This is a genomic window from Mucilaginibacter dorajii, assembly GCF_024808255.1.
GTDB classification, from domain to species: domain Bacteria; phylum Bacteroidota; class Bacteroidia; order Sphingobacteriales; family Sphingobacteriaceae; genus Mucilaginibacter; species Mucilaginibacter dorajii.
Genome location: NZ_JANTYS010000009.1, coordinates 63,345 through 87,591, shown reverse-complemented (window position 1 = coordinate 87,591; position 24,247 = coordinate 63,345). Strand labels below are relative to the sequence as shown.

Below are 24,247 nucleotides of genomic sequence, written 5' to 3'. Positions count from 1 at the left end.
CTTTTTGATAATGTAACATTACTTTTATGATTAATTAACTATTAACTGATCTTATTATTAACGAAATGAAAAAACTTCTACTAGCAAGTTTGTGCATTCTGTTGTTATGCCTAACACAGGTGCACGCACAAAACCGTACAGTTACTGGTACGGTTACGGCCAAAGACGACGGCCTACCCATTCCGGGGGTCTCAGTAAAGATCAAGGGAACTTCAAGCGGTACGCAAACCAACGCTGCCGGTAAATTCTCTTTAAGCGTGCCGTCCGGCGCGGTGCTTACTTTCTCTTTCATCGGTTATAATACCTATGAAGTTACAGTTGGTACAAAAAGTAATATTGATGTTGTATTGCAAAGCGCCAACAGCCAGTTAAATGAGGTTGTTGTTACCGCGTTGGGTATCCAAAGACAAGCGATATCTTTAGGCTACTCAACCGCCAAGGTATCTGGTAAAGATGTTACCCAGGCAAAACCAATCAGCGTAGTAAACGGCTTAACCGGTAAAGTATCGGGTTTGCAGGTGACCACTGTTAACAACGGTTTATTTGCCCCAACCCGTGTTACTTTACGTGGTAACAGGTCATTAACCGGTAACAACCAGCCATTATACGTTGTTGATGGTGCTATCTTCTATAGCGATATCAGCACGCTTAACCCCGAGGATATTGCCGAAACCAACGTGTTGAAAGGTTCAAGCGCATCTGCCGTTTACGGTTCTGATGCATCAAACGGGGTAATTATCATTACTACCAAACACGGTATCAAAGGTTCATCTTCTTTAACGGTATCATCAACTATACAGGTTGAAAACGTATCTTACATACCAAAATATTCTGATCGTTTTGGTTCTAATGGTGGTGAAAAAGAAGTTTTTGACTTCACTGATATCGGTTATTATATCCCTTACGAAAACCAAAGCTACGGCCCTGAATTTAATGGCCAATTGGTACCGCTTGGTCGTCCGTTGCCAGATGGTTCTGTTGAAATGGTACCATACCGTGCAGTTAAAAACCAAAAGAAAGACTTTTTTGACACTGGTATTACCACACAGCACAATTTCTCTTTTAACTCTGGCGATGAAAACGGAAGTTTTTATATGTCAGGTCAGGACATTCACAGCAAGGCTATCATGCCTAAAGACGAAGGTCGCAGGGATGTTTTCCGTGTAGGTGGCGATAAAAAATATGGTATTTTTTCAACTACTTATTCAGTAGCTTATACCTATAAAACTACAAACACTACAAATACAGGGACTGTTTATAACGATTTATTAGAGTCGCCGCTATTTGTACCGATTAAAGATTTGAAGGATCCTACCAGCAAGTACGGCACTCCTGATACGTATTATAATGATTATTACATTAGCCCGGGAGAAATAATCCAGGATCAAAGAAACCTGCTTACAGAAAATCATATCCAGGCCAATTTGCAGTTAAATTTAAAAGTTGCTAAATGGCTTAACTTATCATACCGTACCGCTGTTGATAATACCAGCACAAGGGGCGAGTATCATGATACAGGTATAACTTTCAGCGATTATACCCGTAACGTAGGAGAGAATATTTACTACCCTAACAAAAACGGTGGAATTGATACTGTTGCGGATGCCGGGCATAAAGCAAGTGCTACCAATACCCTTCCTCAATTTGGAACATATAATCTGAACAACATATTATATAGTTCAGATTTCCTGGTAGCGTTTAATACCAAGCTTCCGAAAGATTTTAAATTGAATGGAACTGTAGGTGTAGCTTACCTGGATAACAGGATCACTTATACCCCTATCAATAATGGCCCGTTAAACTTTTTACCTTATAATACTTCAAACTTTGCTTCAGTGCCAAGTGTTACAGGCCAGGCTACTGCCGAGGCTCGTAAATTAGGTTACTTTGGTGAGGCCACTTTAGGTTATAAAAGCTACGCGTTTATCCACGGCTCATACAGAACGGATTTGGATACACGTTTATCAAAAGCAAACAAATATATTCCTTACTATGATATCGATGGATCGGTTGTATTGAGTGAAGTATTTAAAAGCCTTGCCGAAAATGATTACTTCAATTTCGCGAAAGTACGTTTTGCGCATTCATTAACAGGTAACGCGTCGCCGCTTGCAGGTGGTTCTCAGTACATAGCCTACGGTGCTTATGCTACTTTACCAACCATTTCATTGGCAGGCGGTTTTCCTTATAGCGCCACCGGTATTTCTGGTTATTCATTAAACACCAGGATTGCTAACCCTAACATCAAACCAGAAAAAGTTACAGAGAACGAAATTGGTTTAGATCTTGGATTTTTGAAAGACAGATTAACCTTAACCGCTTCTGCTTACAAGTCACACACAACTGACGGTATCGTAGTAGCACAAATTTCACGTGCATCTGGATTTGCTTCAGCATTATTAAATGCTGCCAACTCAGAGAACAAAGGTCTTGAATTGGACCTGCACGGGACAGTGATCAAAACACAGGATGTAACCTGGAATTTGGGTGTTAACTACACTAAACAAAAAAGCAAGGTTAACAGCATAGCCGGCGGTGCCAAAGAATTACAAATTGGCCAGTCAATTAATCCAAACGGTGTATTGGTAAATTCATCAAACCAAAGCTCATATGCTATAGTTGACCAACCTTACCCTACTATTAAAGGTTATGACTGGAACCGCGACCCGGCAACAGGTAAAGTAATTGTTGATGCCAATACAGGCTTGCCAACAAGGGCGGCTTCAACCAGCATTTTGGGTAACGCGAATCCTACAGATCTGTTAGGTATCACATCGACCGTAAGCTACAAAGGCTTTACTTTAAACGTGGTTATCGATTACAGGGGCGGTTATAAAATATTCAATCAAATTTCAAATACATTGGATCATAGCGGTGTTGGTATTACTACTACGCTTACAGGCCGTCAACGTTTTGTATTCCCTAACTCGGTTTATAAAGATGCAAATGGAAATTATGTTAATAACACTAACATCCTAACGCAAGATGGTAACTTTAACTTCTTCCCCACTACTTATTTAGGTGTTGATGCTAATTATGTTACCAGTGCCGCTGCCTGGAAACTACGTGAGGCTTCTTTGGGCTATTCTTTTCCAAAGGCTTGGTTAAGAGATCTTAAATTCATTAAAAATGTGAATGTATCGGTATCTGGCCGTAACTTATTAATGTTCCGTCCATCTACCAACAAGTTTACAGATCCTGAGTTTAGCGAAGATACCAGCAACGCGGTTGGTAGAAACTCGGTGAACGAAGTACCTCCAACAAGAATAATCAGCGGTACCTTAGCCGTAACTTTTTAACAAAGAAATTGATAGAAAAAATGAAAACGAAAACAATATTTAAGCGAAAAGTTAGCTTTGGCCTGCTTTTCTCAGCTGTGATATTAACGGGCATTGTGGGATGTAAAAAAGGAACGTTTGATATCAATGATGTCAACCCTAATAACGCCGCTGCAGCGCCAACCAAATATACATTAAGCTCGGCACTGGTAGGTACCGCCAACCTGGTACAGGCTGGTAACGCCGATGTGTTTGAAAACTGGATGGGTTATTGGACACAAAGCGGTGGCTACACTGCAAGTACAACTTATGTACTTTACCAGCTAACCAGCAGTAACTTTACAGGTAACTTTGATAATGCTTACTTAAACTTATCAAACTATAACCTGTTAATAAAAACAGCAGGTAACGATCCTTCCCAGGCTTATTTTAAAGCTATTGGAAACATTATGCAAGCTTATGTTTTTCAGCGTTTGGTTGATATGTATAACAGCGTTCCATACTCATCTGCGCTTATTGTTAATAACGCATTTTCGTACAAGTATGATGATCCGCAAGTTATCTATAACAGCATTACTGCTAAATTGGATTCGGCTGCAACGCTTATACAAAGCAATCTTGATGATGATAAATCAACCGCCATATATCCTCTAAATTATGATGTATTGTTTGGTAAAGGATATTCAGCTACGGATTCAAAAGGAAAAGCTGAAATGCAGAATTGGATAAGATTTGCCCATACTTTGAAGTTGAAGATTTACATGCGTCAAACAGAAAAAGGTACTCCTACTGTTGCGGCTACTACAGCATTTGCCGGTTATACTGCAGATAGCTTTTTAGGTGCCGGTACAGATGCATCGGTTAACCCGGGTTATTCAAACGCGGCAGACAATCAATTGAATCCATATTACCTGGATGTAATTGGTAACGCGCAAGCTTCAAACGGTACCAATACTGTTTACTGGCGTGCAAATTCATATGGTGTTAATTTTTATAAAAATAACAACGATCCAAGGCTTGGTTATATCTATATCCCTGTTAAGGGTAATGGCGGTGTCGCAACAGATCCTGCCAATGTTCAGGGTCGTGCTTATGGTAGCACAAGTGGTACCGAATCAAATACTGTAATCTCTGCGGTTTTGGGTACTGGTTATAAGCCAGGTGGCACCAGTCCAAAAGGGCCATCTCAGGATGCTGTATTATTGCCGGCGTTTGAAAGCTTATTTTTACAAGCTGAAGCTGCTCAAAGGGGTTATATTTCATACGCTTCTGCAACATCATTATATAATGCAGCTGTTACCGAATCATTTAATTTCCTTGGCGTAGCTAATTATGCTGCGGCTGCAACTACTTATGTTGGTCAATCAAATAATTTAACAAATTATGCGAATTCACCTGATAAGATAACCACGCTTATCACTCAAAAATGGGCAGCTATGAACTCGGTCGATCCACTGGAGTCATATAGCGACTGGAGAAGATTAGGCATTCCAAGAGATTTGCCGGTATCTATATATCCAGGTAATACCGCACCGCACATCCCGTACCGTTTGCCTTACCCTGTTAACGAAACCTCACTTAATGGTGCAAATGTGCCTGCAGGCGGCACTGGTAATGATGTATTGACTTCCAAAATATTTTGGATGAAATAGGCATGCCGATATTAATAGTTAAAAAATTAAAATAAAAGAGATGAAAAAATTAATCATATTATTAGGAATCCTTACCGTCTCGCTTACGTCTTGCTTAAAAGACAAGCCAAACGTGGATTTTTCAAATATCCAGGCATTTGCGGAGATTGTACACAGCGGCTTGCCTTATTTCGGCGAAGCATCTATAACCGATCCTCAAGATACAATAAGCAGAACGCTTCAATTAAACGTAACCGGCGAATATCCACCTACAGCGGATGTAAAAGTTACTGTTGAGTTGGATAATTCACTTATTGCAGCTTATGAGGCCATAAATTCAACAGTTCCATATTTGGCAATGCCAACAAATTCATTTGTGTTTGCCAATACAACTGTTACAATTAAAGCAGGTACCCGTTTAGCTAACATTCCGGTTACTTTTTATAGAAGCAAGCTTGACCCAACAAAAAGCTATATGCTTCCGCTTAAGATCACTACTGTAACGGGGGCTTCTAAAAGTGCAAATTATAGCATAAAATATTATCACTTTATTGGTAATGATTTTGCTGGCGTATACAAATGGCAATTTACAAGAACTCCTTCAGGCGGGACCAACTTTACCTATGCGGCCGGGAATACAAATACATTTTTGCCAAATTCCGGCACCGAATTTGAAGTTTCGGGAGGATACTATACCCAAAATATCAGGTACAAAGTTGATTTTCAACAGGTGGGCTTATACCCTAATGCTACTTATTCGCACTTTACAATTGTGATTGATCCAGACGATGTATCCAAAATATTGAATGGAAATAACATAAATGTATTAACAGCAGCTTCTATTGTAAATTATGTAGAAAAAAACTATACCTATGCAGAGGCACTGGCTATGTTTGATCAGCAAGGATTTACTTACGATGTGTTGGGAACTGCTCCCGGTGCTGTTGCGAGACATAACGTTGATCAATACAAAAAATAATAAAGGTAAACCCTTTAGCATACTAATTTTTTGTGCTGAATTTTAATCAATGACTAACCCTGAAAGGGGTTAGTCATTTTTTGTAATAGCGCTTATTGTCAACTAGTTGTTTATTGTAGGTATTAATTCGATAATTCAATTCATAAGATTGGCGTGTAAATATTTGCACGATAGCTATCAGATCATATTAAAAAAAACAATTTATTTTAATTAAACTAATCATTTGGCTTTTAGGTGGTTTATGATTAATTTTAATACTTAAATATTAAGACAATGAAAAAATACATCCTTACCTTACTCTTACCATATGTCGCCGTTCAAGCTACCATTGCACAATCAATAACCGCATCCGGTACTGTAAAAAACGAACAGGGAAATGCAATAGCATCAGCATTGGTGCAGGTTGCTGATGCCAAAGAAGCTACCTATACAGATTCACTTGGTTTTTTTAGTTTACCAGTAAAAAATAATAACTCGCTTTTGGTAGTTGCAAAAGGCTATAAAGACGAAAAGGTAAATCCTAAAGAAAACCTGGTAGTAGTACTTAAAGCCGGTCAGTCTACTTTTAAAGGCAATAACCTGTCAGATCCTGATAAAATAACAACAACGGCTAATGGGCAGCAAAATCAAACGCACGGTTTCACCTATTTTAACATGGCAGGTACCGGCGGAGCGCTATATAACATAGCGCGTAAAGAAGATACCAAAGGCAGCCGTTATTTAGTTGATGAAGGCTGGGCTAAAGGCTTTGTAGTTGATAAAAGCGGTGCTGCCATTAAAAACGATAACTATAGCTACAATTATGATAAAATTAACGGCTCGTTATTGTTAACCCAGGATAAACGCGCGGCCATTGATGTGAGCAGGGACCAGATCAAAAGTTTTACCATATATGATAAAACAGATCAACCCCAAACGTTTGAACTGATAACCGCTATAAACCCTACTCATTACAGCCAGGTATTAGCCGATGGCGCTAAATACAAAGTATATAAATACACTACAACCACTTTTGTAAAGGCAAACTACCAAACAGATGGCATGACATCAACCGGTAACCGTTATGATGAGTATGTTGATGAGCCGGTTTACTATGTATACAATGTTAAAACATCGGCATTGCAGCCAATAGCCATTAAAAGCAAAGCCATTAAACAGGCCTTTGCCGCGGATGCTGATAAGGTAAAGGCTTATTACAGTGAACATGCGGATGATGATATTAACGAAACGTTCCTGAAAAACCTGGCAGATTCATTGAATTAGCAAAAAGAAACGCTTTACAATAAAAAAGACCGTTAGATTTTTCTAACGGTCTTTTTTATTGTACTTTAAGTGAAAATATCAGCGCTTAAAAAATATGAACAAAATACACATAGCTACAATAGCATTCTGTATTGTAGCAACTAACGCTTTAAAGGCTCAAACCGGCATTTCGGCTTCGGGTATTACATCTGGTACTGGGATGGTTTATAATTTAGCCAGTAAAGAGAATACAAAGGGCAGCCGCTATTTATTTGATACCTGGGCAAAGGGCTATGTTGTTGATAAAACCGGAAATACTGTTAAAAACGACAACTATAGTTTTAACTATGATAAAATAAATGGCTCGCTGCTGTTATCGCAGGATAAGCAAACGGCCATTGATGTTAGTAAAGACCAGGTAAAAACCTTTACGGTATATGACAAGGCAGACCAGCCCCTGAACTTTGAATACGTACCCGCTATTGATGCTACACACTTTGTGCAGGCGCTATCAACCGGGAGCAAATACAAGGTTTATAAACTCACCAAAACAACACTGGTAAAAGCCGATTTTAAATCGGACGGGATGACATCGAGCGGCAACAAATTCGATGAGTATGTGGATGAGCCGGGTTATTACGTAATTGACGTGAAAACCAACGGAGTTCAAAGGTGGCATTAAAAATCAAGGCTATAAAGCAGGCATTTGCGGCTGATGCAGATAAGGTGAAGGTATATTTTAGCCAACATGCCGACGATGATGTTAATGAAGCCTTTTTGGTTGGTTTGGGTGATTCGTTGAATGAGTAGAGTAATGAAAAGCCCGAGGAAGTTCCTGCGGGCTTTTGTTAAAATAATTAATTGGTATTAGCTGTTTGATCAAATCGGAATATCGTTTTATCGGGTCTTACAATAGAACCCATAGAATGATAGTTTCCAGAACCAGGTGTGACTTGAAAATATAAGCCAGAAACATCAACTGCCGCCCCTGTTGACCAGCTACCACTTGCGTTCCGTGTTGCTATGTTTCCTTGCGAAATCGCACCTTTAACGCCTTGTAAAAAGTAATGTATAGCCGAATTAACAGGATCTGCAACATCGATAAAAGTAGAAGGTGTAGCAACAGGCAATGCTGAAGGTAAAGGGTATTCAAGTTCTGCAACTGCCCAATGCGATCCAGTAGTGACTCTAATTAGCTTACCAACATATAAATATGGGGACAATGAAGAGCCTGATGATGATTTGTAGTTATCTTTTACGTATGTAAAAATGCTTGGCTCAACACCAGTTGCACCATTTTTTATATAAGTATTCTCAGCCTTAAAATAGTTGTCAAAATCTGTAACCATTTGGGTATAATCCGTGTATACCCAATGTCCCTGCGATATCTGAAAAACATTGCCATCGGTACCGGTGTTAAAGAAATCTATAGCACCCTCGTTATCTGAGTACATTGACTCGGCATAGCAAGGTTGACCGTTTACGAGAGTGGGGTATTTGTCCTGATCGTATAGCGCATTGCCCGTTACATACACATTAGACCCGTGAAAGGTTGTGTAATAAGTATCGTAGTTTTCACCCGCTTTCCTTGGAATAAGCGTCAACTCGTTATACGTTTGTGCGGGTAACGTATTCACACTTAGCTTCGAATCCTTTTTTGTAACATCGGCAGTTTTGGCCAGTTCTTTTTTGCAGGATGTTAAACCTAAAAACAGCGCGATTGCGCCCAATAGTAATAATTGTTTTTTCATAATAGATGATATTTATTTTTCTTATAAATATCATCTATTATAACTATGAAAACAATAGGTGAAAACACCTATTACAAATATTACTTTTTATCCACACTATATTTCCCAGGCCCGATAAATATTAACCCGGCAAATACTACGGCATCCTCAATGGCGTGCGCTGCATCGCCTAAACTGCCGCCACTGCCTAAATGGGTTAAGGCAGCTACAATAAGATTAATTAAAAGCAAAATACATACGGGCCGGAAAGCAAGGCCTATGATTAACAGAAAACCGCCTAAAAGCTCTGTAGCGGCTGCCAGGAAACCCCATACCGCGGGTAAAAAGTGAATGCCAACGTATTTCATAGAGCCGCCAAGCTCTCTCCATTCTTTTGGTCCGCCCATGAGCTTGGGGTAGCCATGATAAATAAACATAATGCCCAGGCCTACGCGGATAATTAATAAACCCAGATTTTTGTAATTGCTTAAATTGCTGAATAATGCCATGTATCAAATATTAAAGGTAGATAGTATGTTAAAAAATATAATGTGAATTGTTTACTCAAATAAAACGGAGGCTGGCCTGGTGTTCCTGAACGGCTAAGGTCACCTTTCGGCCAAATATTAAACTGCAATTATCGGGGATATGCCCTGCCGGGAAATCAAAACATACCGGGAAATCATAATCCTTCACAATATCCATAATAATATCGGGTACGGTTTGGCCAAAGGGAATGTCGTTATCCTTAGCATCGGTAAAGCCGCCGACAATAAGGCCGGCCAGGTTTTTGAGTTTGCCGGCGCGGTCAAGGCAGCGCAGCATCCGATCGATACTGTAGAGGTATTCGCCTACGTCCTCAATAAACAGGATCTTGCCTATATAATGGGGGTCGGATACCGAACCGGATACCGCAACCAGCAATGATAAATTACCGCCAATAAGGATGCCGGCGGCATCGCCCGCCCGGTTTTGAGTATGGGCTGTAACCTCATATTGTAACTCTTCGCCAAACAAGGCCCTGCGCAGGGTTTCCAATGACCGGGATGATGCATCGGGAATATTAACCGGCATTTGCCCGTGTATGGTTTGCGCCCCGTAATTAGCAAAAAGGTGTGTATGCAGCACCGTAATATCGCTAAAGCCAATAAGCCATTTGGGGTTTTGCGCAAAGCGACTGAAATCAACCTTGTCTATCATCCTAACGGTTCCATACCCACCGCGGGCGGCTATGATGGCCTTTATACTATCGTCGTCAATAAAACGCTGCAGGTCTTTCGCCCTTAAATCGTCGTCGCCGGCAAACTGGTGGTACGATGCATTCAGGGTATCGCCCAAAACAACTTCCAGCCCCCACAATTGTAAAAGTTCAATGGCATCCGTCATTGGGTTAGGTGGCTTTTTGGCTGGGCAGGTTATGGCTATCTTATCCCCTTTTTTTAAATAGGGGGGGAGGAGTCCAGGAGTCGGAAAGTCCAAAAGTCGGGAAGTCCGGAAGTCGGAATGTCCGGAAGTAGCACGAGATTCACTCATATTCATATCATAAAACTTTTTGTCTTTCGGACTTTGGCGGACTTACGGACTTTCCGGCTCTTCCCCCGACTTTCAGACTAAAAAGTTATCTTTGCAAATTATTTATAACGCCGCGATTTAATGTCACAACTCAACAAATATAAACGATATACTGTAACATCGGCACTGCCTTATGCCAACGGGCCGCTGCATATTGGTCACCTTGCCGGTGCGTATTTGCCAGCCGATATCTTCGTTCGTCATTTAAGACTCAAAAAAAAGGATGTGGTTTACATCTGTGGCTCTGATGAGCATGGCGCAGCTATTACCATCAAAGCAAAAAAAGAAAACACCACGCCGCAGGCCATTATTGATAAATACCACGCCCAGATCAAACAAAGCTTTGAAGAGTTCGGGATAGCTTTTGACATTTACCACCGTACATCATCGGCTATACATCATGATCTTTCGCAGGAGTTTTTTCTGAACCTGTATGAAAAGGACGAGTTTATTGAAAAGCTGAGCGAGCAATATTATGATGAGGACTATCAGCAGTTTTTAGCCGATAGGTACATTACCGGCACCTGCCCCAATTGCCACAATGAGAATGCCTATGGCGATCAGTGTGAACGTTGCGGTACTTCTTTAAACCCAACCGATCTGATTAACCCGGTATCGACCCTGAGCGGTAAAACACCCGTATTAAAGCTTACCAAGCACTGGTACCTGCCGCTTGATAAATACCAGCCATGGCTGGAGCAATGGATAGATACCAAGGAAGGCAGCTGGAAAACAAACGTATTTGGTCAGTGCAAATCATGGCTGAAATCGGGTCTGCAGCCACGCTCCATGACCCGCGATTTGGATTGGGGCATAGATGTACCGCTTGAAGAAGCCAAAGGCAAAAAACTTTACGTTTGGATGGATGCGCCGATAGGCTATATCTCGGCCACTAAACAGTGGGCTATAGACAATGATAAGGATTGGAAGCTATACTGGAAAAAACAGGCCGAAGAGCAGGAAGATGCCTGCCTGCTGCATTTTATTGGTAAGGATAATATCGTTTTCCATTGTATCATTTTCCCATCTATACTACACGCTCATGGCGAATATATTTTGCCGCAAAATGTACCGGCAAACGAGTTTTTAAATTTAGAAGGCGATAAGCTATCTACATCCCGCAACCACGCGGTTTGGCTGCATGAATATTTGGAAGAGCTACCTGGCAAGCAGGATGAACTACGCTATGTGCTTACATCGATATTGCCCGAAACCAGCGACAGTGAATTTACCTGGAAAGATTACCAGGCCCGTGTTAACAACGAACTGGTTGCTATTTTAGGCAACTTTGTGAACCGTGTAATGATACTGATGCACAAATTTTACGATGGTAAGGTTGAAGTAACCACCGATAAAATTGAGCTGCATGACGAATACCTGAGCACCGAGATTGGTGTTTGCTACGATGAGATAGAAAAGAACCTGGAGGCCTACCGCTATCGCCAGGCGTTGCAGGCTGTGATGGATATTGCCCGCCTTGGTAACCGCTATCTTACCGAGAAAGAGCCCTGGAAGGCTATTAAAACCAATCCTGAGGGCGCTAAAGAGGCGTTGCATAACTGTTTGCTTATTATTGGTCACCTGGCTACTGCCGCGCAGCCATTTTTGCCGGTAACCGCCAAAAAGATACTGGGTATGCTGAACTGGCCTGAAGAAACTATTGCTTACGACCAGGAGATCCACTTTAACAACGGCCACCAGTTAAGCCCGGCATCGCTGTTGTTTGAAAAGATAGAAGATGAGGTAATAGAGTTTCAGCTGCAAAAACTGCAGGCTAAAAAAGCGGCACCGGTAGCTACTATCGATGTACAAGCCGCCAAAGAAAATATCAACTATGAAAGCTTTGCTACCATGGATATCCGTACAGGAACCATCCTTGCGGCCGAGAAAGTAACTAAAACCAAAAAGCTGTTAAAGCTGACTATTGATACGGGAATCGATGAGCGCACTGTTGTATCGGGCATAGCCGAATATTACGAGCCTGAAGCTATCATTGGCCAAAAGGTAAGCATATTGGTAAACCTGGAGCCGCGCGAGATCAAAGGCATCCTATCGCAAGGAATGATCCTTATGGCCGAGAACAGCGAAGGCAAACTAAGCTTTGTTGCCCCGGTAGAAGATTTTCATAATGGGTCGGTGATAAGATAGATTTTAGATGTGCAAATTTCAGATTTCAGATGTGCAGATGGGGGCAATGTTTACCTGTGTAAAAATTTGCAGCCGAGGCATGTGATTTTTCAGGGATAATTTGCACCTTTGCAAGCTGAATGAGGGTTTACCCGCAATCAGCTATAACCGGTCCCGTAGTTCAACGGATAGAATAGGAGTTTCCTAAACTCTAGATATGAGTTCGATTCTCGTCGGGATCACTTTTAAACCCATTCATGGGAACAGCATGGGAAAGATTGTTGAAAGCCATCAGATGAAAATTTGGTGGCTTTTTTTATCCAGAGTGTGCGGTGATAACATCGACCACAAGTTAAAACTGACTATTTGATAATCAAAGGTGTATCTGGAGGGCTTAATAAGCAGTATCCCAATTTTTTTGACTGTTTAGGTAGAATGAAGAGACGAGGATAAGTAAAAGAACATTAAAGGTAAAGCAGGAAGTTGCTGAACAGTACATAGAGAAAAGATAGCAAGATGACTATAAATAGAACAAAATTTGTTATATTTGAGTTATAAGAAGAAGTACTATAACTACTGTAGTAAGAAGGACAACAACATGAGTGAAATAGAAGTACTGGAAAACATAGCTACTAAAGCTGTTCATCGTTTAAGGACGGAAACGCTTACTTCAGGGCAGCCGTTCATGATCAATGTAAACAGTCTTCCCGCAGGTCAATGTTATCTGGAATTTCCTGATAAGACCATTCAACTGGTAACTTTTGTGCAAGGAAAAAATGATTTTGTTCCTGTCCGTAACCTGCGGGCGAGAGATCGTGAACGTTTAAGAAAACGTTTGGGTTTGTAATGCCGACCTTGTACTTGATCACCGGCTCTAACGGTGCAGGTAAATCAACGGTTGGCCCGGATTATCTGCCCCAGCATATTGGGGCTAATCATGTAGTTTTTGACGGGGATAAATTATATACGGGTAAAGTGTCTGAACTTTGGCCGGTACAAATGAGATCGCTAAAAGAAGCCAAGAAAATTGCTGCTGAATTCATCATAACTACATTGGAAAGCTTATTGGATAATGCTCTCCAAAATAACGAGGACTTTGTTTATGAAGGCCACTTTCCGAGTTACGCGACTTGGGATTTCCCCAAACGGTTTAAGGATAATGGGTATCAGCTTCAAATGCTGTTTTTAGGTTTGAAGGACGCCGACCTGTCAGAAATGCGGGTAGGCTTGCGAGCAAAAAAGGGCGGACACAATGTCCCTCGTTACGATATAGAAAATAATTTTTATGGTAATCTTGAAATGCTTAATGAGCATTTCCATCTGTTAGATCACCTGCAAATCGTTGATACGTCGGTGTTTTTGCCTAAGCCTTTGGCTGCATTCAGAGGCACAGAATTAATTTCCAGCATTCGTAAAAAAGAATTGCCGGAATGGTTTACGCAGCATTTGCCCCGACTTGCTGAAAGAATTTCAAAATAAGCGGCCAATACTAATTTTAACCGCTTATTTAATTCACAAATTGCACGAATCGTCCTCAAAACCCACCGCACAATGCAAATCACCCATAAAAGAGTTCGGGTTTTGTAGTCTAAGGACCACTTCACGGGAAAGGAGCGATAACTTTGCATCTTTTCCGTTTGTGTTTTTATGTAACCCATTGTTAATGTGATATATTGAACGCGCAGCTTCGTTCAATCTTGTAGTTCGATAGTTTTTATTGGGCAACTTAATGACTGATACAAGGTTGTTGGCAGTAATGGTAGGACGGTACCCAACAAAGAACGAAGATTATTTCCCTACAATTTTTTTTCGGTGTACTATTCCCCAATCCGAGAGTTCGCTGATGATGGTTTGCAGCGTATTGCCGTGCTCCGTCAGTTCATATTCAACCGTTATGGGTTGGGTAGCTAAGACGGTACGTGTGATCAACTGGTTTATTTCCAGTTCCTTTAATTCTTTGCTCAGCATCCTGTTGGAAACTCCTTCAACATCATTCAGAATATCAGAAAATCTTCTTTTGCCGTAACAGCAAATCGACGAAATAATAGCGATCTTCCATTTCCCGTTCAGCGCGTCCATGGCATCCTGTACAGACCGCATCCTTTTCTTTTGTTCCTGCTGGAACTCTGTTATTTTACACACTGTCATGTTACTCGGTTACACCAATGTTACTGTTATTAATCAATACAAAGTTACTAAAAATAACTTTAGTGATCTACCTTTGTCGCTCAATCTTAAAAAAAGAAATAATGGGTAGATTAAAAAATAAAGTAGCAGTTATTACAGGTGGTAATAGCGGCATCGGGTTTGGCATTGCCCAGGAATTTAAAAATGAAGGTGCTAAAGGAGTTATTGTAGGCAGAAATCAGGAAACTTTAGATAGTGCTGCAGCTCAGCTTGGCGATAATTTTATAGCCATAAATGCCGATGTAACTAACCTTGCCGACCTGGAAAGGGTTTTTAAAGAAACAGCTGAAAAGTTTGGTAAAATAGACGTGATCGTGGCCAATGCGGGTGCCGGAGCTGTAGGAACTGTGGCAACTTTTGACGAAGCCGACTTTGACAAGGCAATTGATCTGAACCTGAAAAGCGTTTACTTCACAGTTCAAAAAGCATTGCCTTATATGAATGATGGTGGTTCTATTATTTTAATCGGGTCAAATGCTGCACATCGGGCATATGCCAATTTTACGCTTTATGGCGCTGCAAAAGCAGCTGTTATCTATTTAGCCAAAGGATTTTCAAGCGACCTTTTAGATAGAAAGATCAGGGCAAATGTGATCACACCAGGCACAACAGACACACCCGCATTTGACAAGTTTGTTCCGGCAGAACAAATGGAAGCGGTTAAAAAGCACTTTGCAGATCAAATGCCGATAGGCAGGATCGGGCAACCAGCCGACATTGGTAAAACAGCGGTTTTCCTGGCATCCGATGATTCTTCGTTTATGCTGGGTGCCGAACTCCTCGTTGATGGTGGTATGACCTATTTAGCTAAATAATTGACCCCACACTGGCGCGGGTTTGTAACCCGTGCCATTAAATAATTAAAAATTTTCAAAATGAGTAAATCAGAAAAGAAAGTAGCGAGCTACGCAATTATCGGCTTCGGTAAGATAGGTCAGGCTATAGCTAAGGCGTTTGCCCGCAACGGCATCAAAGTATCCGTTGCAACCACGCGCGACCCGGAAAGCTTTGCATCCGATGCGGCCGCCATCGGACCCGAGATCATTCCCAAAACACTGGCGGAAGCCGTTAAGGCGGACATCGTCTTTTTGGCTGTGCGATTTGAATCGCACACGGATGTCGCGAAGGCCCTCCCCAACTGGCAGGGAAAGACCATCGTGGATGTGACCAATGCCTATGGCGTGCCCATTGAGCAGATGGGAGGACAGCCTTCTGCCAGGTTCGTTGCGCAGGCCTTCAATGGCGGGAAACTGGTTAAGGGCTTCAACCATTTAGGCGCTGCCATTCTTGGCGAGGATCCGGCGGTACATGGTGGCAGGAGAGTTGTATTCCTGGCGGGCGACGATGACGGCGCAGTAGCGGAGATTGCTGCGCTTGCGGAAAATCTCGGTTTCGCGCCAGTCAAACTTGGCGGCCTTTCGGAAGGCGGACTGCTTGTGCAGGCGCACGGAAATACCTGGGGTAAACTCATCTTTCAGGACTTAGTCAAGTTCAACTAATGAATCGTGATCGCAAATTTCAATGCGATTATGCCCCGTAAACAAAGGGAAACAAAATTTGATTATAAGTTTCCTTTAAATCCCTGTTTTTTCATAAAGCAGGGATTTTTTGTTGCTTTAATTAACTTTGGCAAAAGAAATTTCAGCAGCCCCGTTAAGCGTGCTGAGTGATTCACGGTGTTTGTTTTTTTGTCATTTATCAGGCAGCTTAAGTAAATTGCGAATAATTATATATTTGAACGATGTCCAATTTTGAAGCGTTTTTCGATTACATTCAGGAAATATCAGGCAAACTGCTTTCGGAGGATGATAAGCAGTTGTTGATGGCGCATTTCAAACCCAAAAAACTCAGAAAGCGGCAATACTTTTTACAGGAAGGAGACGTATGTAAATATATCGGGTTTATTGTAAAAGGATCCGCAAGGACCTTTACGGTAGATGACAAAGGGCATGAACATATACTGAAATTATCTTTGGAAAACTGGTGGCTGGCCGATTTTGAAAGCTTTTACCTGTTAACGCCAAGCCGCTTTAATATTGAAGCATTGGAGAATCTGGAGGTTCTGCAATCAACCAACGCTCAAATTGAGGAGTACCTTAAGCAAATACCCGCATTTTCGGCGATGGCGAACGTAATCAGTCAAAATTACACCATTGCAAACCAGAAAAGAATGCAGGCCGCTATGAGCTACACGGCCGAAGAGCGTTACGAGGATTTGATCAGCAATTATCCGCATTTTCTACAGCGGTTTCCGCAAAACATGATCGCTTCTTACCTGGGTTTATCCCCGGAAACGTTGAGCAGGATAAGGAAAAACTCTTTTAAATAGCTTTTTCCACAAAGCGGCCGGTTTTTCAATTGCCGCTTCAAAATCCCGGTTGAAATATCTTCCTGAAAGCAATAATAAAAGTGCTCAACCACGCAAAATATGTCGTTGCAATCGCTCCGGCTTTCCGCTTCCCTGATTTTCCATGCTATCTTAAGTTGTTTTTTTTACAACAAGTTACCCAATTAACTTGATTTAGATCAATACCACGAGTTAACCTAAATCACAGGTACTTCATGATTCAAGTCAATAAACGCCACGTCAGGGGGCTGTACCTTTGGACATCCTTCAGAACGGCAAATTCATCTGAAGGATATGAATAAATTAACTTAAAAAAATCATGAGTAACTTAAAAAACAAAGTAGCGGTAGTTACCGGTGCTTCAAAAGGAATAGGCGCATCTATCGCGAAGCACTTCGCGGCAGCAGGCGCAAAGGTAGTTGTCAATTATGCCTCAAGTAAAGAAGGCGCAGATAAAGTGGTGAAATCCATAACCGACAATGGAGGGATAGCTATTGCTGTACAGGCCGATGTATCGAAAGAAGCTGATGTAACCAGGCTGTTCGACGAAACAAAAAGAGCTTTCGGAAGTCTGGACATTTTAGTTAACAATGCGGTTTCCCAGGGATACGCACCTATCGAACAAATATCAGTAGCAGATTTTCATCAGAGTTTCAACGTCAATGTGTTAGGATCTATACTCACTATACAGGCAGCTTTGAAATTATTTGGCGGTAAGGGCGGCAATATCATCAATATCAGTTCGGGTGCAAGTAAATACCCACTTCCTAATGCCTCATTGTATTCGGCTACTAAGGCTGCGTTAGATGCCTTTACCATCGCGTTATCAAAAGAACTGGGTTCAAAAAACATCCGTATCAATTCTATTTTGCCGGGCGCTACAGAAACAGAAGGCGCAGCCAGCGCGGGTGTAACTGCCGGCAGCGAGTATGAAAAAATGTTTGTTGAAAAAACACCGCTTGGTCGCAGAGGGCAGCCCGAAGATATTGCGAAAGCTGCTGTATTTCTTGCTTCCGACGATGCAGCCTGGATTACGGGTGAGCAAATTTCCGTTTCGGGTGGTATGTATGGTTTTTAAATTCATAAACTCAAAAAGCTTAAAGACGATGTCAGGCATTTGAATAAATGTAAAAAGCCTTTGGATTTCCATCTAAAGGCTTTTTTAAATCTTTTTTGGGTCCGCAGATGCCCCGATTATACCCAAATCATCCCTATTGTAAACGAAATACCCAAGCCAATACCGTTCCCGCTATTTTAAAAATCCATCCAGGTAACCTAATATTGTGTTCGTCTGCATCATTAAACTAACGTGACTCTGTGAAGGAACAATGGCCAAATGTGATTTTGGCATCGGTGCCATATCGGCAGCCACGCCACCGCCCAATAGTTGATACGTTTTCATCAACTCAATTTTATCCAGGCCGTCATTATCGCCAGAGATGATCAATACAGGTGCCGTAATTTTCGCGATATTGCTGTCGCCCATGTCAAATGAGGTCCCGATAAAAACAAGCATTTGTTCTATGAACTTTGTCCATTTTGTTTTGTCGGGCGCTATAGCATCATATGCCGTTTTCATAGGACTATTCGCAAATAATTCAGGCTTCATGTTTTTAAATGCGTTGGCTATTTCGGGCCGCCAACCGGTACTTTTATAAGTAGAAGAAATGATCACCAATTTTTTAACCCGTTTAGGGCTTTGTATGGTTAACTGGTAAGCCACAGAACCGCCCATGCTATATCCCACAACATCGGCACTGTCAACTTTTAAGTAATTCATTACGCCGTCCACATCACTTGCCAGGGTAGCAAGGTCTAATTTTCTGTCCGAAAACGGAGTGTGTCCATGTCCCTGCATTTCAATGGCTATTACTTTTCTTGTTTTTGACAATTCAGGTATTAATTGCCCCCAGTTGCCTTCAATGGTCATAAAAGCCCCATGCAGCAAAACGATAGGCTTACCCTCGCCATATACTTCGTAATAAACTTTAATACCATTAACCGGTGCAAAACCACTGTTGGCAGGTTTAAGCTGTTGCCCTTTGCACTGAAGTACTGTAAAAAAAAGCATAGCAATAAATAATAGCGGTTTGAGAACATTAGGCCCTTTAAATACTCTTTTCATAAAACGTTATTTAAATTATTTTGATTTTATTGACAATATAAAGATCGAAAGTATTTCGGGAATTTAGGCTGTGTAAAAACGACAACTTGAGGGGGGCATCACGACAAAATATTTCTGTGATACAGGAAAAAAGAGTACTATGTGCTCCACCGTGGCTCCCTTTTGGCCTGCTTAGAGGGCTAAGTCAAGTTACTGAAAAATTACATAAAGCGGCAATTCTTCTAATAAAGCGTTCGGGTGTTGTAGTCTAAGAACTTTTTTATGACCATAATTAGCAATGTATATTAATACAGCTAAGATTATTTATTTTCGTAACTCCTAACAGCTATATTTTAAGTACCTATGAAGCCGGATTCGCAGAATGTAACAGACTACACCAATGACAACACCATATTTATGGTTTGGAACTTTAAAGACAACCTGGAGGTTAGTGCTGTTTTTAGCAAGCTTTGCAAACTGTTAATCAACCTTAATAATTCCGCCAATGTTCGGTTCCCGGTTTCCAGGGCAAGCTGTGTAATGGGCATTGGCTATGAAGCATGGCTCCGGCTTCAGCTCCTGGTTCCGATGCCTAAAGAATTGGTGAATTTTGAGCCTATTGCTGGCGGTAAACATACCGCGGTTTCGTCAAAAGGAGACTTGCATTTTCATATTCGGGCGGATACTACCAGCATTTGTTATGATATGGCATCGGCAATAACCGATGTTTTAAGCCCGGTGGCTGTTAGTGCAGAAGAAATTCATGGTTTTAGGTATTGGGATAGCCGCTCGATATTGGGTTTTGTGGACGGTACAGAAAACCCACAAGGGCAGGATAGGGAACTATTCAGCATGGTGGGCAAAGAAGACCCCGATTACAAAGGAGGAAGCTATCTTTTTGTGCAAAAATACATCCACAACTTAACCGGGTGGAAAGAGCTATCTACCGAGCAACAGGAAAAAGTGATAGGGAGATCTAAATCGAATGATATAGAAATGGCCGACGATGTAAAACCATCAAACTCACATATCGCTTTGGCTAATGTAGGCGATGAGCTTAAAATTGTTCGGGATAATATGCCTTTCGGCAATATGTCTACCAATGAAATGGGCACTTATTTTATTGCCTATGCAAGCACATTTACAACGGTAAAAAAAATGTTGAATAATATGTTTGTTGGCTCTCCCGTTGGTAATTACGATAGGATATTAGATTTCAGCACAGCCAAAACGGGCAGCTTGTTTTTTGTACCCACGTTTAACATGATTGATGACTTTTCCGGAGAATGAAGCTTTCCGAAGATTAAATTTATATCGTAACTAATTCCTGATGAGTCACCGTTTAGTTTTTATAGCCAGCTTTTTTGCAGTTGTAATTATATATGCTGTGTTTCACTTTTTTTACTTGCTGTTTAAAGGCCATAAGAAATGGAAAGAAGGAATAAAAAATAATCCGGCGGATAGAATGTCTAAAAGCAACAGGGACTTCATCCACTTTTACTTGAACCGGGGTTATAAAGAAGATAGCATTGGTTTTGTTTACAGCCGTACACAAAGCTTTTTAAGGGCAAAAGATCTGACGCTCCTGCATCCCGACGATATCGTAAAACTGTATGAAAGAGGTGAGGGCGAATGGTTTGGGGTTTTGAATAAATGGCTTAAAGAACTTGGCTGTGAACAACTTTCGGAAGTTGATTTTAAAGAAAAGTCTTCTGGTTCTTTAGACTTTGAATTTTTAATTAAAGTGGTGCAGGCAGGTCAAGCTGATCAAAGCGAGCGCTAAAATTCTAAAGCCATTTGACTTATTGTGCTAAAACGTTAAATTTAGCAACCAATTTAAACTATTAAGTCAATAACCCTGTTCACCCAATGGCTCAAACTCCTGCTTATCTCGAATCAAAAAACCATTATCAAATTTTAGACGGTCTGCGTGGTGTCGCTGCACTTCTTGTGGTCGCTTTTCACGTTCTGGAAACCTTTGCCGGCGGCAATCGGTTTAATCAGATCCTCAACCACGGTTACCTGGCGGTCGATTTCTTTTTCCTGCTTTCGGGCTTTGTTGTAGCTTATGCCTATGATGATCGCTGGGTAAAAATGACGGAGTGGGAGTTTTATAAACGCCGCCTCATCCGGCTGCAGCCTATGGTTATTATGGGTTCAATTATAGGTGCTATATTCTTCTACTTTCAAGGTGGCGCGTTGTTTCCGCTCATTAACCAAACCCCGGTTTGGAAAATGTTACTGGTAATGGTAGTTGGTTTTACATTAATCCCTTTAACACCCGGCATGGATATCAGGGGCTGGCAGGAAATGCATCCGCTGAACGGACCGGCATGGTCGTTGTTTTTTGAATACATTGCCAACATCCTGTACGCCGTAGTTTTTCGCCGGTTTTCTAAAACCCTGCTTGCCGTATTTGTATTCGCGTTTGCCTGTTTGCTTATTCACTATACGGTAATGGGGACGCAGGGCGATGTAATTGGCGGATGGTCGGTTGATAAAACGCAGCTCAACATTGGTTTTACCCGTTTGCTTTATCCTTTTTTTGCGGGCATGCTGCTTTCAAGGGTAGGAAAGCTCATTCACGTTAAAGGTGCATTCTGGATTTGTAGTTTAATGATCATTGCTATCCTTTGTATCCCCCGCATAGGTGATGAGCATCAACTGTGGATGAACGGCTTGTATGAATCCGTTTGTATCATTATTCTTTTCCCGCTAATTGTTGCTATTGGCGCGGGTGGTAATATTGTAAATAAAACATCTGCCCGTATCTGTAAACTACTGGGCGATATTTCGTATCCAATTTATATTACCCACTACGCGTTAATATATACTTACACTGCCTGGGTGGTTGATAACAAGATATCGCTTCGTTCTGGTATTGGTATGGGTGTAGTGTTATTTATATCGGCCATAGCCATAGCCTATGCCTGCCTTAAACTTTATGATGAGCCGGTTAGGCAATGGCTGCAAAAGCGGTTTTTGGCAAAGCGGGCATAGTTTATTCCGACACGAATGTCCGCCGCCTCGGTTACAATTTAATCGAATTTCACGGATTTTGGAATTGATCGATAGTACAAATTAAAATATTGAGTCAAAAAAATTCGTGAAATTCGCTATAATCTGTCCTGTGGGCAGTTAAATTCGTGTTCATTTAAATCTTGGCTTGTGAGAAAATAATGTTAAAAGCGATTTCCCTGGGCGGCAGGGTACCCATTTTGCTTTAATGCTATTAATGGGTATTTTGCCAGCCTATATTACAGAATGAAGAAGATCTTTTTATTAAGTCTGTTTGCATTATCTGCAGGTGTTGTATCTGCGCAGAAGAAGTTAAGCACTGTTGATAGTTATTATCCCGTTTTACGGAGCACTTTTATTGAAGCCAACGCTTATAAAACCGTAGCTTTTGTTGAAAGTCGCTGGCGTGTACCCGGGAATTCTGGTTTTAACCAGAGTATTTTTGAGGTAGAAAAAACGCTGCAACAAGCAGGTTATAAAAAAGAAGTAAAAGGGGAGGCTGATGGCCCGCTAACCTATCGTATTGAAACACGCGAAATGAAAAGGCTTACCTGGGAGCCTGTAAACGCGATTGTAACCATAGCCGGAGATCAGGAGCCATTATTAAAGTTTGCCACTAACCGCAACATGTTGGCCATGTACTCTGGCACTACGCCAGTCGGGGGCATTACTGCCGAAGTGGTTTTTATAGACCGGGCCGATATTAAAAGCATCGATAGCGCGAAAGTAAAAGGGAAGATTGTTTTTGGCGAGGGCAACATCGGTCAATTTTACCAGGCCGCCATAAAAAATGGTGCGCTTGGTGCTATGAGCTATAACCTGCCGGCTTATACCCAACCCGGGAAAAATGTAAACTCGATACAGTTTGGCGGCATTTCAAACCAGGATTCATTGAGCCAGAAATTTGGGATCTTACTATCCTACGCTGCTAACGAACGATTGAAAGCCGCTCTGCAAAAAGGTATAGTTAAAGTACATGTAGAGGTAGCTTCAAAAATATACCAATCAAAAGAGTTAACCGTGGTGGCTAATGCCCGCGGTACCACTTTGCCCGATGAACGTTTTGTTTTTAGCGCCCACGTGCAGGAGCCAGGTGCTAATGATAATGCCACAGGTGTAGGCACCCTGGCCGAAATGGCAAGAGTGACGGCCGAGCTGATCAGGCAAAAAAAGTTTGAGCCAAAGCGTACCATTACATTTTTATGGGGCGATGAAATTGTATCAACAGGCAGATACGTAAGCGAAGATACCGTACGGGCCAAAGGAATTAAATGGGGGCTAAGCCTTGATATGGTCGGCGAGGATGTAAGCAAAACGGGAGGTACGTTCCTGGTAGAAAAAATGCCCGATCCTTCAGCAATATGGACACGTGGTGAAGATAAGCATACCGAATGGGGGGGCAGGCCGTTGCAAGAGTCAGATATGTTTCCGCATTATTTTAACGACCTGGTATTAAATCGCTGTAGGCAACAGGCAAAGGAAAATGGCTGGGTAGTGATGAGCAATCCATTTGAAGGCGGCAGCGACCACACGCCATTTTTGCAGGCTAAAATCCCGGGTTTGCTGATGTGGCATTTTACGGATGTGTATTACCACACCGATGCCGATAGGTTAAACATGGTATCGGCCCAGGAAATGAAAAATGTTGGCGTGAGCGCCCTGGCTACAGCTTTTGCGTTAACCGCGGCAAATGAATCAACAACAATAAGCCTGGTTGACGAACTTCAAAAAAATGCCACCGACAGGCTACAAACCGAATCCACGCTTGGGCTACAGGCCATAAAAGATGGATCGGCGGCAGATGCCGAAAAGCATAAAATTGATGTGTGGGCTAAATGGTATATTGATGCTATTGGAAAAATGACAGATATCAATACAGTGGGTATAAGTACTGCTATAAGCAGCAAAATAGCATCGGCACAAAAAGCAGTGAACGATTTAAACCAGAAAATAAACATCGACCTAAAATAAATTGAGGTTTTATAAAAAAAGGAAACCCCGCGGTATTGCTACCGACAGGGCTCCATCCCCC

Annotated in this window: 22 protein-coding genes and 1 tRNA gene; 18 read left to right on the top strand and 5 right to left on the bottom strand. The window is 41.6% G+C overall.

The genetic code is table 11. From position 1 onward, the window contains the following. Positions 1–65: 65 nt before the first annotated feature. From FHS10_RS13965 to FHS10_RS13940, 6 genes are all read left to right on the top strand, one after another. On the top strand, positions 66–3,299 hold the full coding sequence (locus FHS10_RS13965) for a SusC/RagA family TonB-linked outer membrane protein (RefSeq protein WP_259091583.1): 3,234 nt from the start codon (positions 66–68) through the stop codon (positions 3,297–3,299). Between the two features lie 20 nt (positions 3,300–3,319). Next, complete coding sequence (locus FHS10_RS13960) at positions 3,320–4,930, top strand: SusD/RagB family nutrient-binding outer membrane lipoprotein (protein ID WP_259091582.1); 1,611 nt, start codon at positions 3,320–3,322, stop codon at positions 4,928–4,930. Between the two features lie 40 nt (positions 4,931–4,970). Beyond that, a complete protein-coding gene (locus FHS10_RS13955) occupies positions 4,971–5,888 on the top strand; it encodes a DUF1735 domain-containing protein (protein ID WP_259091581.1) in 918 nt (305 codons plus the stop codon). A gap of 273 nt (positions 5,889–6,161) precedes the next feature. Beyond that, positions 6,162–7,151, top strand: a complete 990-nt coding sequence (locus tag FHS10_RS13950; protein ID WP_259091580.1) for a hypothetical protein — start codon at positions 6,162–6,164, stop codon at positions 7,149–7,151. A 94-nt stretch (positions 7,152–7,245) separates the two neighbouring features. Continuing rightward, the gene (locus FHS10_RS13945; protein WP_259091579.1) at positions 7,246–7,812 is read left to right on the top strand and encodes a hypothetical protein; all 567 of its coding nucleotides are present in this window, start codon (positions 7,246–7,248) and stop codon (positions 7,810–7,812) included. Next, complete coding sequence (locus FHS10_RS13940) at positions 7,803–7,940, top strand: hypothetical protein (RefSeq protein ID WP_259091578.1); 138 nt, start codon at positions 7,803–7,805, stop codon at positions 7,938–7,940. Before FHS10_RS13945 ends, FHS10_RS13940 begins: the two co-directional genes overlap by 10 nt. A gap of 47 nt (positions 7,941–7,987) precedes the next feature. Here the strand turns inward: FHS10_RS13940 and FHS10_RS13935 are convergent, their stop codons facing one another. The 3 genes from FHS10_RS13935 to FHS10_RS13925 form a co-directional block, all read right to left on the bottom strand. Next, positions 7,988–8,881 (bottom strand): hypothetical protein, encoded by an 894-nt coding sequence (locus FHS10_RS13935; protein WP_259091577.1) that lies wholly within the window; start codon positions 8,879–8,881, stop codon positions 7,988–7,990. Positions 8,882–8,961: 80 nt separating this feature from the next. Beyond that, positions 8,962–9,369, bottom strand: a complete 408-nt coding sequence (locus FHS10_RS13930; RefSeq protein ID WP_259091576.1) for a DoxX family protein — start codon at positions 9,367–9,369, stop codon at positions 8,962–8,964. A 55-nt stretch (positions 9,370–9,424) separates the two neighbouring features. Continuing rightward, a complete protein-coding gene (locus tag FHS10_RS13925) occupies positions 9,425–10,339 on the bottom strand; it encodes a S66 peptidase family protein (RefSeq protein WP_259091766.1) in 915 nt (304 codons plus the stop codon). A 174-nt stretch (positions 10,340–10,513) separates the two neighbouring features. Here FHS10_RS13925 and metG point away from each other — a divergent pair, with 174 nt between their 5' ends. From metG to FHS10_RS13905, 4 genes are all read left to right on the top strand, one after another. Beyond that, positions 10,514–12,580 (top strand): methionine--tRNA ligase, encoded by a 2,067-nt coding sequence (metG, locus tag FHS10_RS13920; protein WP_259091575.1) that lies wholly within the window; start codon positions 10,514–10,516, stop codon positions 12,578–12,580. A gap of 149 nt (positions 12,581–12,729) precedes the next feature. Beyond that, a tRNA-Arg gene (locus FHS10_RS13915) sits at positions 12,730–12,801 on the top strand. A gap of 356 nt (positions 12,802–13,157) precedes the next feature. Continuing rightward, complete coding sequence (locus tag FHS10_RS13910) at positions 13,158–13,406, top strand: hypothetical protein (RefSeq protein ID WP_259091574.1); 249 nt, start codon at positions 13,158–13,160, stop codon at positions 13,404–13,406. After that, complete coding sequence (locus tag FHS10_RS13905; RefSeq protein WP_259091573.1) at positions 13,406–14,038, top strand: ATPase; 633 nt, start codon at positions 13,406–13,408, stop codon at positions 14,036–14,038. The genes FHS10_RS13910 and FHS10_RS13905 overlap by 1 nt, the downstream gene beginning before the upstream one ends. 309 nt (positions 14,039–14,347) lie before the next feature. Here FHS10_RS13905 and FHS10_RS13900 read toward each other — a convergent pair whose 3' ends face one another. Continuing rightward, on the bottom strand, positions 14,348–14,701 hold the full coding sequence (locus tag FHS10_RS13900) for a winged helix-turn-helix transcriptional regulator (RefSeq protein ID WP_259091572.1): 354 nt from the start codon (positions 14,699–14,701) through the stop codon (positions 14,348–14,350). Between the two features lie 107 nt (positions 14,702–14,808). Here FHS10_RS13900 and FHS10_RS13895 point away from each other — a divergent pair, with 107 nt between their 5' ends. The 4 genes from FHS10_RS13895 (at position 14,809) to FHS10_RS13880 (ending at position 18,171) form a co-directional block, all read left to right on the top strand. Beyond that, a complete protein-coding gene (locus FHS10_RS13895; RefSeq protein ID WP_259091571.1) occupies positions 14,809–15,561 on the top strand; it encodes an SDR family NAD(P)-dependent oxidoreductase in 753 nt (250 codons plus the stop codon). A 60-nt stretch (positions 15,562–15,621) separates the two neighbouring features. Then, entirely contained in the window at positions 15,622–16,245 is a 624-nt protein-coding gene (locus FHS10_RS13890) for an NADPH-dependent F420 reductase (protein ID WP_259091570.1), read from the top strand. Between the two features lie 242 nt (positions 16,246–16,487). Next, positions 16,488–17,075 (top strand): Crp/Fnr family transcriptional regulator, encoded by a 588-nt coding sequence (locus FHS10_RS13885; RefSeq protein ID WP_259091569.1) that lies wholly within the window; start codon positions 16,488–16,490, stop codon positions 17,073–17,075. A 337-nt stretch (positions 17,076–17,412) separates the two neighbouring features. Then, entirely contained in the window at positions 17,413–18,171 is a 759-nt protein-coding gene (locus FHS10_RS13880) for an SDR family NAD(P)-dependent oxidoreductase (RefSeq protein WP_259091568.1), read from the top strand. Between the two features lie 171 nt (positions 18,172–18,342). Here the strand turns inward: FHS10_RS13880 and FHS10_RS13875 are convergent, their stop codons facing one another. Continuing rightward, entirely contained in the window at positions 18,343–19,218 is an 876-nt protein-coding gene (locus FHS10_RS13875) for an alpha/beta fold hydrolase (protein WP_259091567.1), read from the bottom strand. Between the two features lie 342 nt (positions 19,219–19,560). On the opposite strand from FHS10_RS13875, the gene FHS10_RS13870 reads away from it, so the two are divergent. The 4 genes from FHS10_RS13870 to FHS10_RS13855 all read left to right on the top strand — a co-directional run bounded on the left by FHS10_RS13870 (position 19,561) and on the right by FHS10_RS13855 (position 24,186). Beyond that, positions 19,561–20,487 carry a Dyp-type peroxidase gene (locus FHS10_RS13870; RefSeq protein WP_259091566.1) on the top strand — a complete coding sequence of 309 codons (927 nt, stop codon included), beginning with the start codon at positions 19,561–19,563 and terminating at the stop codon, positions 20,485–20,487. Positions 20,488–20,602: 115 nt separating this feature from the next. Continuing rightward, positions 20,603–20,980, top strand: coding sequence for a hypothetical protein (locus tag FHS10_RS13865; protein WP_259091565.1), 378 nt, complete (start codon positions 20,603–20,605; stop codon positions 20,978–20,980). 86 nt (positions 20,981–21,066) lie between these two features. Further along, positions 21,067–22,197 carry an acyltransferase family protein gene (locus FHS10_RS13860; protein WP_259091564.1) on the top strand — a complete coding sequence of 377 codons (1,131 nt, stop codon included), beginning with the start codon at positions 21,067–21,069 and terminating at the stop codon, positions 22,195–22,197. 264 nt (positions 22,198–22,461) lie between these two features. Beyond that, positions 22,462–24,186: a M28 family peptidase gene (locus FHS10_RS13855; protein ID WP_259091563.1), complete on the top strand. Its 1,725-nt coding sequence runs from the start codon at positions 22,462–22,464 to the stop codon at positions 24,184–24,186. Positions 24,187–24,247: the final 61 nt, after the last annotated feature.

What these genes read in the sequence shown, in the direction of transcription:
- FHS10_RS13965 (WP_259091583.1), top strand. Translation starts at nt 66, where the DNA reads ATGAAAAAACTTCTACTAGCAAGTTTGTGCATTCTGTTGTTATGCCTA.
- FHS10_RS13960 (WP_259091582.1), top strand. Translation starts at nt 3,320, where the DNA reads ATGAAAACGAAAACAATATTTAAGCGAAAAGTTAGCTTTGGCCTGCTT.
- FHS10_RS13955 (WP_259091581.1), top strand. Translation starts at nt 4,971, where the DNA reads ATGAAAAAATTAATCATATTATTAGGAATCCTTACCGTCTCGCTTACG.
- FHS10_RS13950 (WP_259091580.1), top strand. Translation starts at nt 6,162, where the DNA reads ATGAAAAAATACATCCTTACCTTACTCTTACCATATGTCGCCGTTCAA.
- FHS10_RS13945 (WP_259091579.1), top strand. Translation starts at nt 7,246, where the DNA reads ATGAACAAAATACACATAGCTACAATAGCATTCTGTATTGTAGCAACT.
- FHS10_RS13935 (WP_259091577.1), bottom strand. Translation starts at nt 8,881, where the DNA reads ATGAAAAAACAATTATTACTATTGGGCGCAATCGCGCTGTTTTTAGGT.
- FHS10_RS13930 (WP_259091576.1), bottom strand. Translation starts at nt 9,369, where the DNA reads ATGGCATTATTCAGCAATTTAAGCAATTACAAAAATCTGGGTTTATTA.
- metG (WP_259091575.1), top strand. Translation starts at nt 10,514, where the DNA reads ATGTCACAACTCAACAAATATAAACGATATACTGTAACATCGGCACTG.
- FHS10_RS13910 (WP_259091574.1), top strand. Translation starts at nt 13,158, where the DNA reads ATGAGTGAAATAGAAGTACTGGAAAACATAGCTACTAAAGCTGTTCAT.
- FHS10_RS13905 (WP_259091573.1), top strand. Translation starts at nt 13,406, where the DNA reads ATGCCGACCTTGTACTTGATCACCGGCTCTAACGGTGCAGGTAAATCA.
- FHS10_RS13895 (WP_259091571.1), top strand. Translation starts at nt 14,809, where the DNA reads ATGGGTAGATTAAAAAATAAAGTAGCAGTTATTACAGGTGGTAATAGC.
- FHS10_RS13890 (WP_259091570.1), top strand. Translation starts at nt 15,622, where the DNA reads ATGAGTAAATCAGAAAAGAAAGTAGCGAGCTACGCAATTATCGGCTTC.
- FHS10_RS13885 (WP_259091569.1), top strand. Translation starts at nt 16,488, where the DNA reads ATGTCCAATTTTGAAGCGTTTTTCGATTACATTCAGGAAATATCAGGC.
- FHS10_RS13880 (WP_259091568.1), top strand. Translation starts at nt 17,413, where the DNA reads ATGAGTAACTTAAAAAACAAAGTAGCGGTAGTTACCGGTGCTTCAAAA.
- FHS10_RS13875 (WP_259091567.1), bottom strand. Translation starts at nt 19,218, where the DNA reads ATGAAAAGAGTATTTAAAGGGCCTAATGTTCTCAAACCGCTATTATTT.
- FHS10_RS13870 (WP_259091566.1), top strand. Translation starts at nt 19,561, where the DNA reads ATGAAGCCGGATTCGCAGAATGTAACAGACTACACCAATGACAACACC.
- FHS10_RS13860 (WP_259091564.1), top strand. Translation starts at nt 21,067, where the DNA reads ATGGCTCAAACTCCTGCTTATCTCGAATCAAAAAACCATTATCAAATT.
- FHS10_RS13855 (WP_259091563.1), top strand. Translation starts at nt 22,462, where the DNA reads ATGAAGAAGATCTTTTTATTAAGTCTGTTTGCATTATCTGCAGGTGTT.